Origin of the sequence: Parahalioglobus pacificus (assembly GCF_014652275.1) — a bacterium.
GTDB classification, from domain to species: domain Bacteria; phylum Pseudomonadota; class Gammaproteobacteria; order Pseudomonadales; family Halieaceae; genus Parahalioglobus; species Parahalioglobus pacificus.
The window spans coordinates 1,271,775-1,289,187 of the sequence record NZ_BMYM01000001.1 but is presented as its reverse complement, the minus strand read 5'-3'; the positions used below and the strand labels follow the sequence as shown (position 1 = coordinate 1,289,187).

Here is a 17,413-nt window from a genome sequence, read left to right as displayed (position 1 = left end):
GTAGCGCTATGAGCCGCGATGAACACCCTCTGGATGAGGCAGGCCCGGACACGCTGGCGATTCGTGCTGGTGTGTCGCGTACCCACGAGGGAGAGCACGCAGAACCCATCTTCACCACATCCAGCTTTGTCTTTGATTCTGCTGAGGATGCGGCAGCGCGCTTTAGCGGTGAGTCACAGGGTAATGTTTACTCGCGTTACACCAACCCGACGGTGCGCGGCTTCGAGCAGCGTATCGCAGCGTTGGAAGGCGCGGAGCAGGCGGTGGGTACGGCGTCAGGTATGTCGGCAATTCTCAGCACCTGTATGGCCTTGCTCAAAAGCGGCGACCACGTTGTGTGTTCCCGCGATGTGTTTGGCACAACAACAGGGCTGTTCAGTAATTACCTGAGCCGTTTTGGTGTTGAGGTCAGCTTTGTTCCCCTGGCGCAGGTTGACGCCTGGCGGGATGCCGTGCGGGATAACACGCGCATGTTTTTCCTGGAGACACCCTCTAATCCGCTGTGCGAGGTCGCCGATTTGGCGGCCCTGCGTACGCTGGCAGATGACGCGGACTGTCTGCTCGTTGTCGACAACTGCTTCTGCACGCCCGCTCTGCAACTCCCGTTGTCGCTGGGGGCAGACATCGTCATTCACTCCGCCACCAAGTACCTGGACGGGCAGGGCAGGTGTGTCGGCGGCGCGGTGGTGGGCCGTCATGAATTGATGGATCAAGTTGTGACGTTCCTGCGGACCTGCGGTCCAACCATGAGCGCGTTCAATGCCTGGGTCTTCATGAAAGGTCTGGAAACCCTGCGCCTGCGTATGGAAGCCCATAGTCGGTCTGCATTGGATGTGGCGAAGTGGCTAAGCCAGCAGGCCAACGTGGAGCGCGTGCACTATGCGGGTCTGGAAAGCCACCCCGGGCATGCGTTAGCGCGTCAACAACAGCGTGCCTTTGGTGGCGTGCTGTCGTTTGAAGTGGTTGGCGGTCAGGAGCAGGCTTGGCGTTGCATCAACGCCACGCGTCTGGTGTCTTTGACCGCAAACCTCGGTGACGCCAAGACAACCATCGTGCACCCGGCAACCACCACCCATGGCCGCCTCTCGCAGGCGCAAAGAGATGATATTGGCATTCGCCACAGTTTGATTCGCGTCGCCGTTGGGCTGGAGGATGTGGATGACATCAAGCGCGATTTGCAATTGGGCCTCACCGCCATAGGGAGCTGACACACTACCCATGAATTCCCCGATTTCTGCAAGTGCCACCGGCAAAGACGCTACGGGAGCTGGCGTAGAGCGTTTAATTGACGCTGCCGTAGCTGAGGTGTCCCGCGTTGTGCTCGGTAAGGAAATTCAGGTGCGAATGGCGCTGTGTTGCCTGTTCGCAAGAGGGCATCTGCTGATTGAAGACCTGCCGGGTATGGGAAAGACCACCTTGTCTCACGCCCTGGCCGATGTGCTGGGCCTGTCTTATAACCGGGTTCAATTCACCAGCGATTTATTGCCAGCCGATATCTTGGGCGTCTCGGTCTATGACCGGGATACTGCCAGCTTCAGCTTCCATCCCGGTCCCGTCTTTACCCAGGTGCTGTTGGCAGATGAGATCAATCGCACCACCCCGCGTACCCAGAGCGCCCTGCTTGAAGCCATGGCAGAGGGACAGGTGACAGTCGAGGGCCAGACTCGCGATCTGCCCGAACCATTCTTCGTCATTGCCACGCAAAACCCGATACACCAGTCCGGCACTTATCCACTGCCCGAGTCACAGCTGGACCGCTTCCTGATGCGATTGGAGCTGGGCTACCCTCACCCTCAGGCAGAGCGAGAGTTGCTGTCCAAACCCCGGGGAGGGCGCAATACAGTGTCACTGTCCCAGGTTATTGATGCCCAGGGCCTGGCAACTGTGCGCCAGGCGATCGATGAGGTGCAGACCTCCGACAGCCTGCTGGATTATGTGCAGCGATTGGTAGCGTTCAGCCGCCAGAGCGCAGAGTTTGCAGTGGGGCTTTCACCCCGCGGTGCGCTGGCACTGCTGGACTGCGCCCGCACCTGGGCGGTGATGAATAGTCGGCGCCATGTCGTCCCCGAGGATATTCAAGCGGTTCTGCCCGCGGTGGCTGGCCATCGACTAGTGGCCGCCGGCGATTATGCCGGCGATGGCCAAGCGCTGGTTAAGCTGCTAATGCATGGCGTCGATGTGGTGCGGCGCTAACCGCGGGCCGTGGCGATGGTGTCCGGTTGGCAGACTCTAAAAACGGCGACTCGCACCCGGTTCCGTGCCTGGCTAGATCGGCGTATCCCGCCCGCGCGCTCAGTCACCCTTGATCAGAAGCGCATCTTTATCTTCCCCTCTCGGGTGGGCTTTTTCTTTTTTGCCTGCTTGCTACTTATGCTGCTGACGGCCATTAACTATGAGAGCAACCTCAGCTTTGGCCTCACGTTCCTGCTAACCACCCTGTTTATAGTGGCGGTGTTACACACGTACGCCAACTTGTCGGGGATGACGGTGCACGGTGTGCGTGCGCAGTCTGTGTTTCCCGGGCAGCAGGCGGAGTTTGAATTACTGCTGGAGCGCGGCAAACGCCGAGATCACTACGCGCTCCACGTCGCCTGGGAGAACAGCGACGATGCACTGGTGAATATTGTTGAGCAAGACACCCAAACGGTTCGCCTGCACATTCGAGCCGGGGAGCGAGGCTGGTTCAATCCCGGGAGGTTACTCATTGAAACCAGCTATCCACTGGGTTTGTTGCGTTGCTGGACCTGGGTAGCCTTAGACCTCAATGCGCTGGTGTACCCGAGGCCACTGGCTTGCCCTGCACCCGCGGGGATTTCTGCCAGCGCGGCCGACGGCACGGCCGTTATGGGAGAGGGCAGTGACGATTTTTACGGTTTCAGGGACTATCGAAGCGGTGATTCCCTGCGTCAGGTGTATTGGAAGGGGCTTGCCCGGGGGCAAGCGCTGCAGAGCAAGCAGTACGCGGCCTATGCCGATCGTTGTGTCTGGTTGGATTGGGAGCAGTTCGAAGGCGTAGGAATTGAGCAACGCTTATCGCAGTTGTGTTTCTGGGTGTTGGAACTAGAAGGCGGTGGCGAGGAGTATGGCTTGCGCATACCCGGGGCCACAGTGTCGCCGGGCCGGGGTGAGAAGCAGCGCGATGATGCACTGCGTGCGCTGGCGCTCTACGGTCAGGGTGATACCGCATGAACGTGGAGCAGCAAGTACCGCGCAACGCACTGATCTGGATGATTCTGAGTTTGTTCGCGCTGATTTTGCCGCATATCGAACGCGTTCCGCTGTGGGTTATAGCTGTGTATGTGGTGGCGGCCGTGTGGCGCATACAGGTGTTTCGCGGATTGTGGGCCTATCCCCGTCGTTGGCTTAAGCTGGTACTTATTCTTGCGGCCTCCGGTGGCGTGTTTTTCAGCTTCGGTTCCGTGCTGGGGCTGGAACCCACCGTCGCTCTGCTATTGACAGCCTTCGCCCTGAAGATGATTGAGCTGTCGAGTCGCAAGGATGCCTATGTGTTGATTTTCCTGGGCTACTTCGTCTGCATCACTGAGTTCTTATTCAGTCAGGACATCCTGATTGTTGGTTACAGCCTGTTCACAGTTTTACTGCTGACCACTGCTCTTGTTGCCTTGCATCAACCCGGGCAGCAACGGTTCAACCGGGGCAGCATGAAATTGGCAGGCACCATGCTGTTGCAGGCTTTCCCTTTGATGCTTGTGCTGTTTTTCCTGTTCCCTCGCATTGGTCCCCTGTGGACGGTGCCTATCAAGAGCCATACTGCCAAAACCGGCATGAGTGATCTCCTCAAGCCCGGCGACGTGTCCAAGTTAAGCCAGTCGGCAGAGGTGGCATTCCGGGTACAGTTCGACGGCGAGATTCCAGCCTTTAGCGACTTGTATTGGCGCGGCCTGGTGATGAGCAGGCTGGAGGAGGGCGCATGGCGCAGCCTGCGCTACTGGGATGTGCCGGCAGCTGAGCGGCGTATGCCCGAGCTGGATGCGGTGGGCGAACCTTTGTCCTACGCCGTCATCATGGAGCCTACCCAACAGAACTGGCTCTTCTCTCTGCGCTACTCACAACCCGCAAGCGATGGCCTGCTGATGCTGGCTGACTACCGGCTGTACTCACCGATACAGATCGAGCATGAAACCCAGTACAGGGTTCAGAGTTGGCCGCAGACACCGCTGGACCCCGAGCTCAGCGCCTGGCGACGCGAGACAGAACTTGCACTGCCGGCCGGGGACAATCCGCGCACGCGTGAGCTGGCCCGATCTCTTCGCGCTGCCAGTGTCAGTGATGCCGACTTCGTCGATCGCGTATTGGGCTATTTCACCCAGCAGGGCTTTGTGTACACCCTTGAGCCGCCGCTGCTGGGGGATGACGACCCCATGGATGATTTTTTGTTCGACAGTCTGCGCGGCTTCTGCGAGCACTATGCCTATGCCTTTGTGATGATGATGCGTGAGGCGGGTGTGCCTGCCCGCATTGTGGCCGGATACATGGGCGGCGAGATTAACCCGGTGAACCGGACAGTGATTGTGCACCAGTTCGATGCTCATGCCTGGGCTGAGGTTTGGCTCGCTGAACAGGGTTGGGTGCGGGTTGATCCCACCGCGGCGGTGGCACCCGATCGCATTGAGTGGGGTCTTGAGCAAGCAGTGGAAGGCGAGGGCACCTTCTTGTCCGCCTCGCCGCTGTCACCGCTGCGCTACCGCGATATTGACTGGGTTAACGCGCTGCGTTTGCGCTACGACGCACTGACCTATCGGTGGCAGGCCTGGGTGACAGGTTTCAACCAGGAACAGCAGTTTGACCTGCTGTCACGCTGGCTGGGTGAGGTCAGCCCGCAACGGTTTGTCACGGTATTGTTACTCACCTGGGCCGCCGTGCTAGTCCCTGTCGCGGCTGTGCTGTTATTGCGCCGGCGACGCCACCAGCTAAGCCCAGCAGACAAGCACTATCTGGCGTTCTGTGAGCGTATGGCTCGCATGGGTGTTGTGCGCGAGCCCTGGGAGTCTCCAGCAGACTTCGCACAGCGAGCGATGCGCAAGTTGCCACGCTATCGACAGGAGATTGAGGCGATAACCGAGGCCTATCAGGACCTCACGTATCGTCCTGCTCCGGCGCCATCCAGCAGCGGGGAGACCCTGGCAAGCTTGCGCCGTAGCGTTCGCAAGCTTCAATTTGTGCGCTAGCCACCTGCACACGCCTGTTGCGGCGGTCAGTTCCTATTTCGTCACGGTTTACTGCGCCTCAGGGCCCTGATCGCCGTGCAATCCCGTGAGCGATAACTTAGACTCGCTCTGTTAACACACTCTCCGTAATTATGCTCGACCGTCCCGTAAAAACCCCCTGTATTGGCGTCTGCTCAACCGGCATCGGCGATGTCGTCTGCCGGGGCTGTAAGCGGTTCGCCCATGAGGTCATCCACTGGAACGGCTATAGCAACGCGCAGAAAGCCATCATCGATCAGCGTTTGGCGGATTTCCTCTCTCAGTGCGTCAGCAACAAACTGCAGGTCATTGATAAGGCGTTACTGGCCTGGCAGTTGGAGGTACAACAAGTGCGCCATAACCCTGCGCACGACGAGTACTGCTGGGTGTTTGCACTGCTCAAGGCCGGCGCAGGTCAAATAGAGGACAGCAATGCCTTCGGTTTTGAGGTGGATTTGCGCTACCGGGATATACCCCTGTTGGCACTTCGAGACATGATCGATCAGGAGTTCTACATCCTGTCAGAAGCCCATCACCAGCGATACATTCAAACGCCTGACATGTTCGCAGGCGCCAACTCAGCAGAGGGCGGCGCATGAGTAGCGCAGATCCAGCGGCCAAGGCAGCCTCCCGGCGCGGTGCTAACGTCGGCGGCGGCGCGCAGGTGGACATCGGTCCTATTCAGACGTTCCTGCACTGCGGCACGCCAGACGCGTGGGTAGAGGAAGCCTGCCAGCCGGGAAACCTGCCTGCACTGCTGACAGACCATGCCAACTGTGAGCGCAAAGCTGCCGAGTCTGCACTGGCCACGATCAAGCGCTACGGCGCAAGTCATCTGCCGGTGAGTTTTCGCAATGACCTGCTGCAGAAGATGTCTCGACTGGCTCGGGAAGAATTGCGGCACTTTGAGCAGGTGCTGGCGATTATCGGTCAGCGGAAACTTGAATACCTGCCTCTGGGTGCAGGGCGTTACGCCGTGGGCTTGCGCGCTGAGATTAGCTCCGATGAGCCACAGCGGCTTGTCGATAGCCTGTTGGTAGGTGGAATCATTGAGGCGCGCTCCTGCGAACGATTCGCGGCCTTAGCGCCACATCTGGATCCGGAACTCGCCAGCTTCTACACCTCATTGCTCAAGTCCGAATCGCGGCACTTCCAGGACTACCTCAAACTGGCTGCACAGATCAGCGATGAGAATGCCGTGCAGGAACGGTGTGAGCAGTTGTTATCGGTTGAAGCGAAACTGATTAGCGAGCCCGACGGGCAACTGCGATTTCACAGCGGTGTCCCTATTGGGGTCTCAGACTAGGTTTGACTTTAGAAAACCTTCCTAACTGCCTTATATAAAGAATTTTTCTAGCGATTCTTTATCATCGCTGAGCTCGATATACCAGCCGTTGGCCTCCCAGTCGCCAAGCACCCAGCGCGCCCGCCCCTGCCCCCTGTGAATACAGGGCCGATGGGTGTGGCCATGGATCAGTCGGCTGACGCCGTGAGCCTCAAAGGCCTGGGCAACGGCTTCCGGGGCGACATCCATGATGTCTTCAGCCTTGTTAGAGTTCGCTTCCTGGCTGACATTGCGCAGATTCCTGGCTAGCTTCCGGCGCTCCTCCAGTGATTGCGCGAGGATGGCGCCTTGCCACTCCGCCGATCGCGCCTGTTCCCGAAAGGCCTGATAGGCCACGTCATCCGTGCACAGGCTGTCGCCGTGCATCAGCAGTGTGGGCGTGCCGTTAATGGTGTGTACGGTCGGGTCTGGTAGCAACTCTCCGCCAACGGCATTGCAGAAACCCTCGCCGAGCAGAAAGTCGCGATTGCCCTGCATCAGGTAGAGCGCTGACCCTGTGTCAGTGAATGACCGCAGCATTTCGGCAACGGTTTGGGCGAGGGGGGCGTCGTCATCGTCGCCCACCCATACTTCGAATAGATCGCCGAGGATATACAGCGTGTCGCAATGTGCTTCACGCTGAAGGAATTCGGCCAGAGCGGCGGTGACCAGCGGGCGCTCCGGCGCCAGATGCAGGTCTGAAATGAGCAGTGTGCGCGCCAATGCGACGGGCTATCAGTCTTCGACGATGTCGACGGACTCGATGATGACCGGGTCAACCGGTACGTCCTGATGACCAGCGCGGCTGGTTGTAGGAACGGCGCGGATCTTGTCCAGCACTTCCTCGCCTTCAACGACTTTGCCGAAGACCGCGTATCCCCAGCCCTGCATGGTTTTGCCAGAGTGGTTGAGGAAATCGTTGTCCTTCACATTGATGAAGAACTGGGCCGTAGCCGAGTGAGGGTCCATGGTGCGGGCCATTGCTATGGTCGCCGTGTCGTTCTTCAGGCCGTTATCGGCCTCGTTTTCGATGGGCTCCTGCGTCGACTTTTGCTGCATCTCAGTGTCAAAGCCGCCACCCTGGATCATGAAATTGTCGATAACCCGGTGGAAAATAGTGCCATTGAAGAAGCCTTCTCGGGCGTACATCAGGAAGTTCTCCACGGTCTTGGGCGCGCGTTCGGCGTCCAGCTCCAGTTTGATATCTCCAAATGTGGTGCGCATGATGACCATGTTGTCGTCCCTGTGTCAGTTATGAGGCCGCGCAATGATACGGACTTTTCACGGCCAGTAAAACAATCTCTCGCGTGCTCTGAGGTGAATCGTTGTCAGGCCCGGCTGCTCTGGGCGCTATCTGATGAGGGCTTTCGCCGCTATACTACGCGCCCGATTTTTAACACCAGCGCAAGCAGGATTCATGGAACAGCAGGGCACTAACAACTTTCTTCGTACCATCATAGCTGATGATCTGGAAAACGGCCGGGTAAGCGACATCGTCACCCGTTTTCCGCCAGAGCCCAATGGCTATCTGCACATTGGTCATGCCAAGTCCATTAGCGTCAATTTTGGGCTGGCTGAGGAGTTCGGGGGGCGCTGTAACCTGCGTTTCGACGACACCAACCCGGAGAAAGAGAGTCAGGAGTTCATTGACTCCATCCAAGAGGATGTGCGCTGGCTGGGATTTGCCTGGGACGGCGAGGTCCGTTTTGCCTCGAGTTATTTCCAGCAGTTGTATGACTGGGCGGTGTATCTGGTGGAGCAGGGGCTGGCTTATGTGGATGACCTGTCGCCCGAGGAGGCCAGGGAATATCGCGGTACCCTGACCGAGCCCGGCAAAAACAGCCCCTATCGTGATCGCAGTGTGGAGGAAAACATCACGCTGTTGACATTCATGAAGGCGGGCGAGTTCGAAGAGGGCAGTCGTGTGCTGCGCGCCAAGATTGATATGGCGTCGCCAAACATGAATCTGCGTGACCCTATCCTCTACCGTATCCGCAAAGTGGCTCATCACCAGACGGGTACTGATTGGGTGATTTACCCCACCTATGACTTTGCCCACGGTCAGGAAGATGCCATAGAGGGCATTACGCACTCCATTTGCACACTGGAGTTTGAAGATCACAGGCCACTCTACGATTGGTTCATCGAAAACCTGCCAGTCCACAGCCGACCACGGCAGTATGAGTTCGGTCGTCTGAATACTAGTTACACAGTTACCAGCAAGCGGAAGCTGAAGCAGTTGGTGGACGATGCTGTGGTGTCCGGCTGGGATGATCCGCGCATGCCGACGATAGCCGGGATGCGACGCCGCGGCTTTACGCCGACAGCGCTGCGCCATTTTTGCGACATGGTGGGAACCACCCGCTCTGACGGGGTGGTGGATGTAGCCATGCTGGAGCACGCTATTCGCGACGACCTGAATGCCAATGCCCCGCGGGGTATGTGCGTGTTGAACCCGTTGAAAGTTGTGCTGACCGACTTCGCTGAAGATCAACTGGAGGTCGTGACGGCGCCTGCTCACCCCAGTCGCGAGGATCTGGGCGAGCGACAGTTGCCGGTGACCCGGGAGCTCTACATCGACGCCGATGATTTCCGTGAGTCAGCCAATAAAAAGTATAAGCGTCTGGTGTTAGGCAAGCGCGTGCGGCTGCGCAACGCCTATGTGATTGAGGCAGACGAAGTGATCAAGAATGCGCAGGGCGAAGTGATTGAAGTTCATGCGCATACCGTGCCAAATACAATAGGCAATGATCCTGAAGACGGCGTAAAACCCAAGGGTGTTATTCAATGGGTCTCTGCCTCTAAGGGGCGTCAGGCTACCGTGCGCCTGTACGACCGTCTCTTTGACCATGAAGCGCCCGACAAGGGCGATCATGACTTCATGGCACATATCAACCCGGAATCGCTCACAGTGATACAGCAGGCCTGGATCGAGCCGGCACTGGCACAGGCTGCTCCGGAGGACAATTTCCAATTCGAGCGCGAGGGTTACTTCGTGGCTGACCGGTTTGATCACAGTTCGGAAGCGCCCGTATTTAACAAAACCATAGGCCTCAGAGACACCTGGGCCCAGCGTGGGGAGGGGGCGTCATGAGTCTCAAGGTTTACAACACGCTGGCGGGTGAGAAGCAGCCCTTTGAATCGATAGAGCCCGATAAGGTCAGCATGTATGTGTGCGGCCCAACGGTTTACAACCTTGCCCACATTGGCAATGCGAGACCGGTGGTGGTTTTCGATACCCTGTATCGATTGCTGCAAACGCAGTTCGAAGAGGTGGTCTATGCGCGCAATATCACGGATGTGGATGACAAGATCATTGCAGCTGCAAGGGAAGGGCAGCGCAGTATTGACTCTGTAACGGAAGAGTTTACTGCCAAGTATCGCGAGGATATGAGCGCCCTTAATGCACTGCCGCCCACCTTAGAGCCCCATGCTACGCATAACATCAAGCCCATGATCGAGCTTACACAGAGTTTGCTGGAGAAGGGACACGCCTACAAATCCCAGGGCCATGTGCTGTTCGCCGTCGAGTCGATGGAGGATTACGGCGCCCTCAGCAATCGCAAGCTGGAAGACATGCTGGCAGGTGCGCGAGTCGAGGTGGCGGATTACAAGCGTCACCCCGGTGATTTCGTCCTGTGGAAGCCGGCGGACGAGGAGGACCCGGGCTGGGATAGCCCCTGGGGCAGAGGGCGCCCCGGTTGGCATCTTGAATGCTCAGCAATGATTCGCGAGCACATGGGGCCTACGATCGACATTCATGGTGGCGGACGCGATCTGATTTTTCCGCATCACGAAAACGAGATTGCCCAGAGCCGCTGCGCCCACGGCGATGATTTTGTTCGCTATTGGATGCACAACGCTTACCTGGACATCGATGGCGAAAAGATGTCGAAGTCCATTGGCAACGTTCGCACCGTTCGTGACTTATTGAAGCGCTACAGGGGTGAGGTGCTGCGTTTTGCATTGCTGTCGGCACACTACCGTTCGCCGCTTAACTTTTCGGCTGAGCTGCTGGAACAGGCCGAGGCAGCGTTAGGTAGCCTCTACAGCACGCTGCGAGAGGTACAGCATGTGCCGGTGGATGCAGAGATACAGTTGGACGATGAAGCCTACTACGCGGCCTTGAATGACGATCTGAACACGCCCCTGGCCATCGCCGAGATTCACGCGCTGGCCAGGCAGTTGCACAAGGCAGAGGCGTCGGAGCAGCCCGCACTGAAGGCGAGAATACTCGTAGCAGGCAATCTACTGGGTATTCTCGGGCAAGACCCCGAAGCCTGGATGCAGGGTGGCGTGGATGACGCTGCTATGGGTGCTGCTGAGATCGAAGGTCTGATCGAGCAGCGCGCGCAAGCGAAGACCGATAAGGATTTTGCACTCGCCGACCAGATCCGTCAGCAACTGCTTGATGCGGGTGTTGTACTTGAAGATTCCCGAGAGGGAACGAAATGGCGGCGCGCGTAGGGCGCCGCCACTAGAAAGCAATCAGGCGAGGCTTTTCTCGCCGGATTCCACACTCTGCATGATCAGGGTGTTGATCGTCATCGGGCCAACCCCACCGGGTACGGGGGTATAGGCACTGGCGCGCTCGAGCAGGGGCTCCAGCTCGATATCACCCACGCCGCCGGGGTGATAACCGGCATCAACCACCACCGCACCGTCTTTAACCCATTCAGCACGAATAAACTCGGGCTTGCCAACGGCGCCCACAAGAATGTCGGCCTGCGCCACCAAGGCGGGCAGATCGCGGGTGCGCGAATGGCAAATGGTGACCGTGGCGTTTTTCTGCAATAGCATCATTGCCATTGGTTTCCCCAGAATGGGGCTGCGACCGACAACCACAGCGTGCTTTCCCTCGATCTCGACGTCGTAGGCCTCCAGCAGTCGCATAATGCCCTGCGGGGTGGCGCAACCATAGGCGGGTTCGCCCATGGCCATACGGCCGAAGCCCAGGCAGGTGACACCGTCGACATCTTTGGTCAGGTCGATAGCGTCAAAACATACACGCTCATCTATCTGTGACGGCACCGGGTGTTGCAGCAGAATGCCGTGCACATCCGGGTTGGCGTTGAGCTCTGCAATCTTCGCCAGCAGTTCATCGGTGGTTGTGGCTGCAGGCAGTTCAACCGCAACGGACTCCATACCCACGCGACGACAGGCATTGCCCTTCATCTTTACATAGGTGGCCGAGGCAGGATCGTCCCCCACCAGGATGGTCGCCAAAATCGGGGTCTTGCCACCTGACTTGGCCTTCAATGCTTCAACGCGCTCCAGCAACTGCGCTTCTGTTTCACCGGCCAGTGCCTTGCCATCCAGAACCTTTGCGGTCATGTCTCCGTCTCCAGGGAAGGGGCGTTAGCCTTTGCCGCTAAGCCCGCAATGATTGAAGGCGCGGATTGTCCCATGTCAGACGGCTCGGTTTAAAGTGCCTATTCACTCGGAAAGTAGGCCGGTGCCTGCCGTTGACGCTACAGGGGCGGATGAGTATGATGCGCGCTCCTGAAATAGGGGCCAGCAACAGGCTTGTTGGTGCTTGACGTTCGGGGTGTAGCGCAGCCTGGTAGCGCGCCTGCTTTGGGAGCAGGATGTCGGGGGTTCGAATCCCTCCACCCCGACCACTTTTCTCGCCTCACTTGGGAAAATTGGTCTCACGCCTTATTCACAGGACACACACAGTGGTGGCCGTAGCTCATCAGGTAGAGCACCGGATTGTGACTCCGGAGGTGGCGGGTTCGAGACCCGTCGGCCACCCCAGTCCCTATTTATGGCAGTCGCCATGTTTGCTTGTATAATCGCCGCCCATGCGCCTGTAGCTCAGTTGGATAGAGCAGTAGCCTTCTAAGCTATTGGTCGAGGGTTCGAATCCTTCCAGGCGCGCCATTCACTTGTGCAATGGAGATTGTGGTGCGACCTTTTTTACCCAAGATCCGATTGGTGCTCATACTTTTTATTTGGTTGTTCGCTCTTGGCGCTCTCCTGTTGTGGCTCAGTGGTAATCAGAAACAGAGTCTGACGATAGCGGGCGGACCAGCCGGCAGCGAAACGCTGGCTTTGTCAACCGCAATAGCCGACGTCATCAACGCTTCAGCTATAGGCATTCGCGTTCGTGTTTTCGAAACTGGTGGCAGTGGAGAAAATTTGCAGTTGCTAGAGAAGGGGCGAGTGGATCTTGCCGAGATACAGGCCGACATCAGCACTTCTGATGCAGTATCCGGTGTGATGCGACTGTATCAAGACGCTTATCACCTTATCGTAAATGATTTATCGACAATTGCTGACTTTTCTGACCTTGCTGGCAAAAGAGTAGCAATTCCTCCCGTCTCTAGTGGGCAGTACAAGTCCTTTTGGTTTTTGGCAGAACACTAATAAAAACCCTCATAAAGACGAAAATGATGTGCTTGAGCGTTTTCAAGCCCGTATCAGGATTCGTGTGCTCCATCATTGCAAGCATCATCTTTGGCTTCGAGAGTGTTACGAAAATGGCGAATCCAGCGATTAAAAGGCCCAGGGTCGTAACCGAAAAATCAAAACCTAACCCAGACCAGGCCCTTACATCCCTGATAAGGCTCTGGTCGTCATCAACAAGCGAGAACGAGTTGACAGCAAGGGCGATCGCTTTGCAATGGCTGCAGATTCAGAGGCTGACGCGGCGGATGGGCTAAGGCGGCCGGAGGTATCGCAGGACCATGCGGTCGATCAGAGCTGCGGACGATATTCCTCTCCTAGTGGCTCGGCACGATTTAACGTTATCAATCCTCGAAGAAAAATATAGACCTATTTCCGCGCATTAGTGCGCGCTTGGACAACGCGATCCGTGTCCGATGGTGACAATACCAATGGAGGCAAGTATGTTGTTGTCCTCACAGCCGTCACAACATGCCTGTCGGGCTAAAGCGGATCACAGGAGCAAGGAAATCGTAGGATGGCATCGGATCTATGTAGGTTCATAGACGACGTTCACCGCAGCAGTTCGGGTAAAGCCTGTGCCGAAAGCTTAATCGAGTTTCTGCACAGTCAGGGTGCCGACGGCGTCAACATTTTCTTTGGCCAAACCGTATCTCCATCCAAAACGCTCAATTACCCAATATTCAGTTACCCCAAGAGCTTTGTAGACTCTATTTATGCGCTAACGGATCGACGCATTACGGGCCGAGTTGAACGCATGGAAACGAATCTCCGTTGGGGCTACGACTACGACCTTAACGATCCGCGAGTGCGCAAAGATGAGAAAACACTCGCGTTGCACGCGCGTCAAAGCATGTCCGTAAAGTGCGGAACCGTCTTTCCGATACCAACTCGGATGCAAGAAGGCCCTTCAGGAATAGGTATTGTAAGTAGACTTTCCCGAAGTGAGTTCGAACAGTTTCTTGACGCCAAGCGGCAAAATTTAGCCACTGCATCGGCCGTAGGGCACTTCACCATTCAAAGGTTGGAAGTAACGAAGGCCCTCACGCCGCTCTCGCCACGGGAAGTCGAATGTCTGCAGTGGCTAGCCAGCGGTCTGCGTGTGCGAGAAATCGCAACCAAAATGGGTATCCATAAAGTGACCGTCGATCTCCATCTCAAGAATGCGCGCAGAAAGCTTGATGCGCCCACACGAGAAGTAGCGCTTGCGAAAGCGATTCATTCCGGAATTGTACAAATCTAAAAGTTTTTCCCCGCCAGGCCTCAGCTTCAAGCAACACGGCCAAGAAAATTCCAAACGGGACGAAAGTTCCTAAATGAAAGCGTCCCCTTAAGGACTGAACTCCCAGTAGAGATGCTTCCGACATGGCTGCGGGAGTGATCGCTAGCTATGCATTTGCACAGGATTGAAGCGGCAGCGGTCGTCGGGTATCTATGCTAGGTAAGCTGTGCAAAAAACACAACGACCTCCCTCTTTGAATCGAAACCATTGGCCACCAGCGCTAGCACGCAAAGGAAATCAACAGTGTCATCGTCATTCTCACGCCGGTTATCCTCATCAGGGATTCTTCTAGGCACGGTAGTACTCCAGCTGTGCACAATAAACGCCAGCTACGCCACGAACTTCGATGGGATCGATATAACCGATGGTCCATTGTTTTTAAATGAAGCTCTCGAAGTCGCTGGAAAAACAAGCGACCTAGATAGCCTGATCAGTACTGTTAATTTTCAGACCTTTGAATTTGCGATCGACAACACGGGACGGATATCTAGGCAAACTACCGTCAACCGCAGCGTGGTGGCGTCGGAGTTTTCCTGGACGATTAGCGGGGCTGGAGTTGATGAAGCCCTCCATTTGGACCTAAGCACATCAGCAAATACTGAGGGGAGTTCTTTCATAACGGTTCCCTTTCCGTTGGAGCAAAGCAATCCGGCCGTGCAAGCGCTCGCGGATAAGTTTGGTCAACAAACCGTCGATCAGCTCTTGATGGTCGACCCGAATCTATTTTTCACCGGGCAGCTAGAAGTCAGGGACACGCCGCAGACAATCACGATCACGCCGGAACAACCGGGAGTATGGAAGCTCGTCACTGGATTTATCGAAACCTTAATCATTCCCCAAAACGTGATCGATGCGGTACCCGGAGGCTGGCAAGGAGACACAACACCGTCCAGCGCCTTACTAAATCGAGAAGCGTTAGTCGATTGGCGTCGCTACCCAGGCACCGAGTTCACAAATTTCAGTGCCAACGATTTCAACGGCTCATGGGCGCTACCGGTCTTTCTTAGTGACCCCTCCGCCACACCCGCACCGCCAGCGACGCGGACGCAGCAATTTTTTTCGGAAAAAGTTGATTTCAATTCCGATGGAACCGCCGCGGGCACCTACTCGGGAATAGCCTTCAACTGGACCTTCGATGGACTGGCATTAACGCTGACCAGCGGTAGCGAGACTTTCACCTATCGGTTGCTAGCAGAAAACAACGGTGTCGCACTCCTCTCGCTAAGCTTTTCCTCCGCCAGCAACCCATCTGGCTTTTTGATTGCCGGCCAAGGTGGGCAGTTTCAGACTTCCGGTCTCACGCGGGCCCAGAATCTGCCAATACCTTTACCGTTCTATTACCAGACGTACATTGTTGGCGTGCCAACTGTGGAAAATGGGGAACTTGTTTGCGAGGGAGTCGATGGGTTCTTTTTCACTGATGCGGGCGGAGCGCGGCAATTCTTCGGTTGTGGCCAGGCCGGCCCCGACATCTTTTTGAATCCGGAAGCCAGCTTCAGCATCGTTGAGGATGAGGTCACTTTTTTACGCGGTAGTGCGTTCACGCAACAAAGGCGGTATTGGCAAATACTGTCTGAAAACTCCGCCGGTCTAATTGTCGCAATCGAACGCTTTGAGTTCGTCAGTGACAGCAACAGCAACGGTCAATTCGAGGATAGTGAGGCCAGAGAAGCCGCGAGTCCGAGGCTTATTGTGCTTGAAAGACTAGATCTATCAAACGTCGGTGACGAATGGAATGTGCTCGACATCGATGGTGACGGGCTCGATAACGCCGGTGAAGAAGCGGTGGGAACAAGCTTCACTAACGCCGATACCGATGGCGACTCGATTTTTGACGGAAACGATAGCTGCCAAGGTACGCAAGCAGGGGCGCTGATCGACCCAGATGGATGTTCTCAGTCGCAGCTCGCCGTCCAACCGCCTAATGGAGACCCCGTGTTCTTTGATGCCGGGGCGACTGTCCTCGTTCGGAATACCTTTGGGCCGGTGGGAACATTCGATCCGAATGCATCCAGCGTGCTCTCGACAGTCGCCTCAGCTACCGACAATGGCCAAACTGCCAGCGACGACTTTGATTTAACGCGTATCTTTAGCGCGCCAGATCTTTCCAATGGCGTTCGCAGTCTAAGTTTCACTGCGCGCGGCTCCTCATCCGTCGAGCCCGGCTTTATGTATCGCTCTGCAATCGAGATTCTCGTCCAAACGGGCTTCCTAGATCCGACCAATCCCTTTGTAAACATGGATGGAACGGTTAACTCAAGCGGCGTACCGGATACTTTTGAAGCTCTCACGACGGGTTCTCTGCAAGAAACACTCAGCGTAAGCGGTGCATCCAACCTCGCCGCGATCATTCTTGAACTCTCCATCGAGGGTACCTGGATGCGAACTCCAGGCAGCCTGAGCGCAAATGGAGCCACCAACCTGACCACTGTTTCCCAACAAGACGGAGCCGTGCTAACCCAAATCTATAGCAGTTCCGCCGCGGGACTGATCAGCGATACGATCCAAACGACTCCGATACCGGTTGTCGGCGGCCAAGCCAATGTCAACCTACAAATAGCTCAATCAGCGATTCTTCGGCTGCGCGAGCTTACCGACCCCCTACCCAATAACCTCTCGATTAATGGCGACTTCCTTCAGACAATCAGCGTAACTGCAGTAAGCGGTGTGAGTTCTTCTGGCGACCCCATACCACTGAGCAGCGTGTCTGCTGCCTCCGGGGCCACCTTGCCCTTTACGCCGAGCACCACTACCCCCTCCCCCTCCGCGGAGCCAATACCCATTCCATTCTGGGCCTATATGATGCTAGCACTTGGAATCTTAATGATCGCTACCAGGGCTACTAAAAGCCCATCATCGCAGTGAGGGAAACTTAGCCAGTTATCGATTCGGCAAGATCAGCAACGAAAAAGCGGGGGCCGCGGCGTGCCGCCGCTATCGATTCGTAGCATTTTGACGTCAGTGCGCAAAGTCCAAACCCACACCCATCGTCCTTGGCTGCGGCATCGTGAAGAGTATAGGAAAAATAAACGGCCTAATGGGAGTAGATCTTCTCGCCTATTCTGTTGACTTAGCTGGATAAGTTCGCGAATTAACTGTTTATTGCCCTGAAAACATGTTCGCGGCTTTGAGCTTGCCATTCCTATCCGTTAATTCTTGAAGGAAGGCGCGCAACAGCCCATGCCGCGCGTT

14 protein-coding genes and 3 tRNA genes are annotated in these 17,413 nt (G+C 56.4%); 14 read left to right on the top strand and 3 right to left on the bottom strand.

Translation table 11 applies throughout. The features are described 5' to 3' along the window. Positions 1 to 8: 8 nt before the first annotated feature. From IE089_RS05980 to IE089_RS05955, 6 genes are all read left to right on the top strand, one after another. Complete coding sequence (locus IE089_RS05980; protein WP_189476173.1) at positions 9 to 1,208, top strand: O-succinylhomoserine sulfhydrylase; 1,200 nt, start codon at positions 9 to 11, stop codon at positions 1,206 to 1,208. 10 nt (positions 1,209 to 1,218) lie between these two features. After that, positions 1,219 to 2,193, top strand: a complete 975-nt coding sequence (locus tag IE089_RS05975) for an AAA family ATPase (RefSeq protein WP_189476170.1) — start codon at positions 1,219 to 1,221, stop codon at positions 2,191 to 2,193. Positions 2,194 to 2,208: 15 nt separating this feature from the next. Beyond that, positions 2,209 to 3,189, top strand: a complete 981-nt coding sequence (locus tag IE089_RS05970; protein WP_189477397.1) for a DUF58 domain-containing protein — start codon at positions 2,209 to 2,211, stop codon at positions 3,187 to 3,189. Further along, entirely contained in the window at positions 3,186 to 5,189 is a 2,004-nt protein-coding gene (locus IE089_RS05965; RefSeq protein WP_189476167.1) for a transglutaminase TgpA family protein, read from the top strand. Before IE089_RS05970 ends, IE089_RS05965 begins: the two co-directional genes overlap by 4 nt. A gap of 131 nt (positions 5,190 to 5,320) precedes the next feature. Next, positions 5,321 to 5,806, top strand: a complete 486-nt coding sequence (locus IE089_RS05960; protein ID WP_189476163.1) for a DUF1289 domain-containing protein — start codon at positions 5,321 to 5,323, stop codon at positions 5,804 to 5,806. Further along, positions 5,803 to 6,513, top strand: a complete 711-nt coding sequence (locus IE089_RS05955) for a MiaE family protein (RefSeq protein WP_189476160.1) — start codon at positions 5,803 to 5,805, stop codon at positions 6,511 to 6,513. The genes IE089_RS05960 and IE089_RS05955 overlap by 4 nt, the downstream gene beginning before the upstream one ends. Positions 6,514 to 6,543: 30 nt before the next feature. Here the strand turns inward: IE089_RS05955 and IE089_RS05950 are convergent, their stop codons facing one another. Both IE089_RS05950 and IE089_RS05945 read right to left on the bottom strand, forming a co-directional pair. Next, positions 6,544 to 7,254, bottom strand: a complete 711-nt coding sequence (locus tag IE089_RS05950) for a UDP-2,3-diacylglucosamine diphosphatase (protein WP_189476156.1) — start codon at positions 7,252 to 7,254, stop codon at positions 6,544 to 6,546. 12 nt (positions 7,255 to 7,266) lie between these two features. After that, positions 7,267 to 7,764, bottom strand: a complete 498-nt coding sequence (locus tag IE089_RS05945; RefSeq protein WP_189476154.1) for a peptidylprolyl isomerase — start codon at positions 7,762 to 7,764, stop codon at positions 7,267 to 7,269. A 184-nt stretch (positions 7,765 to 7,948) separates the two neighbouring features. Here IE089_RS05945 and IE089_RS05940 point away from each other — a divergent pair, with 184 nt between their 5' ends. Both IE089_RS05940 and cysS read left to right on the top strand, forming a co-directional pair. Beyond that, positions 7,949 to 9,625 carry a glutamine--tRNA ligase/YqeY domain fusion protein gene (locus IE089_RS05940; protein ID WP_189476152.1) on the top strand — a complete coding sequence of 559 codons (1,677 nt, stop codon included), beginning with the start codon at positions 7,949 to 7,951 and terminating at the stop codon, positions 9,623 to 9,625. Further along, positions 9,622 to 10,998 carry a cysteine--tRNA ligase gene (gene cysS, locus IE089_RS05935; RefSeq protein ID WP_189476149.1) on the top strand — a complete coding sequence of 459 codons (1,377 nt, stop codon included), beginning with the start codon at positions 9,622 to 9,624 and terminating at the stop codon, positions 10,996 to 10,998. The genes IE089_RS05940 and cysS overlap by 4 nt, the downstream gene beginning before the upstream one ends. Positions 10,999 to 11,019: 21 nt before the next feature. Here cysS and folD read toward each other — a convergent pair whose 3' ends face one another. Further along, positions 11,020 to 11,865, bottom strand: a complete 846-nt coding sequence (folD, locus tag IE089_RS05930) for a bifunctional methylenetetrahydrofolate dehydrogenase/methenyltetrahydrofolate cyclohydrolase FolD (RefSeq protein WP_189476147.1) — start codon at positions 11,863 to 11,865, stop codon at positions 11,020 to 11,022. A 210-nt stretch (positions 11,866 to 12,075) separates the two neighbouring features. On the opposite strand from folD, the gene IE089_RS05925 reads away from it, so the two are divergent. From IE089_RS05925 to IE089_RS05900, 6 genes are all read left to right on the top strand, one after another. After that, positions 12,076 to 12,152, top strand: a tRNA-Pro gene (locus tag IE089_RS05925). A gap of 60 nt (positions 12,153 to 12,212) precedes the next feature. After that, a tRNA-His gene (locus IE089_RS05920) sits at positions 12,213 to 12,288 on the top strand. A gap of 49 nt (positions 12,289 to 12,337) precedes the next feature. Then, positions 12,338 to 12,414: transfer RNA gene (locus IE089_RS05915), tRNA-Arg, on the top strand. Positions 12,415 to 12,426: 12 nt separating this feature from the next. Beyond that, positions 12,427 to 12,900, top strand: a complete 474-nt coding sequence (locus tag IE089_RS05910) for a TAXI family TRAP transporter solute-binding subunit (RefSeq protein ID WP_189476143.1) — start codon at positions 12,427 to 12,429, stop codon at positions 12,898 to 12,900. 556 nt (positions 12,901 to 13,456) lie between these two features. Continuing rightward, positions 13,457 to 14,182: a helix-turn-helix transcriptional regulator gene (locus IE089_RS05905; RefSeq protein ID WP_189476139.1), complete on the top strand. Its 726-nt coding sequence runs from the start codon at positions 13,457 to 13,459 to the stop codon at positions 14,180 to 14,182. Positions 14,183 to 14,464: 282 nt separating this feature from the next. Next, positions 14,465 to 17,086: a hypothetical protein gene (locus IE089_RS05900; protein WP_189476136.1), complete on the top strand. Its 2,622-nt coding sequence runs from the start codon at positions 14,465 to 14,467 to the stop codon at positions 17,084 to 17,086. The last annotated feature ends 327 nt before the right edge of the window (positions 17,087 to 17,413 follow it).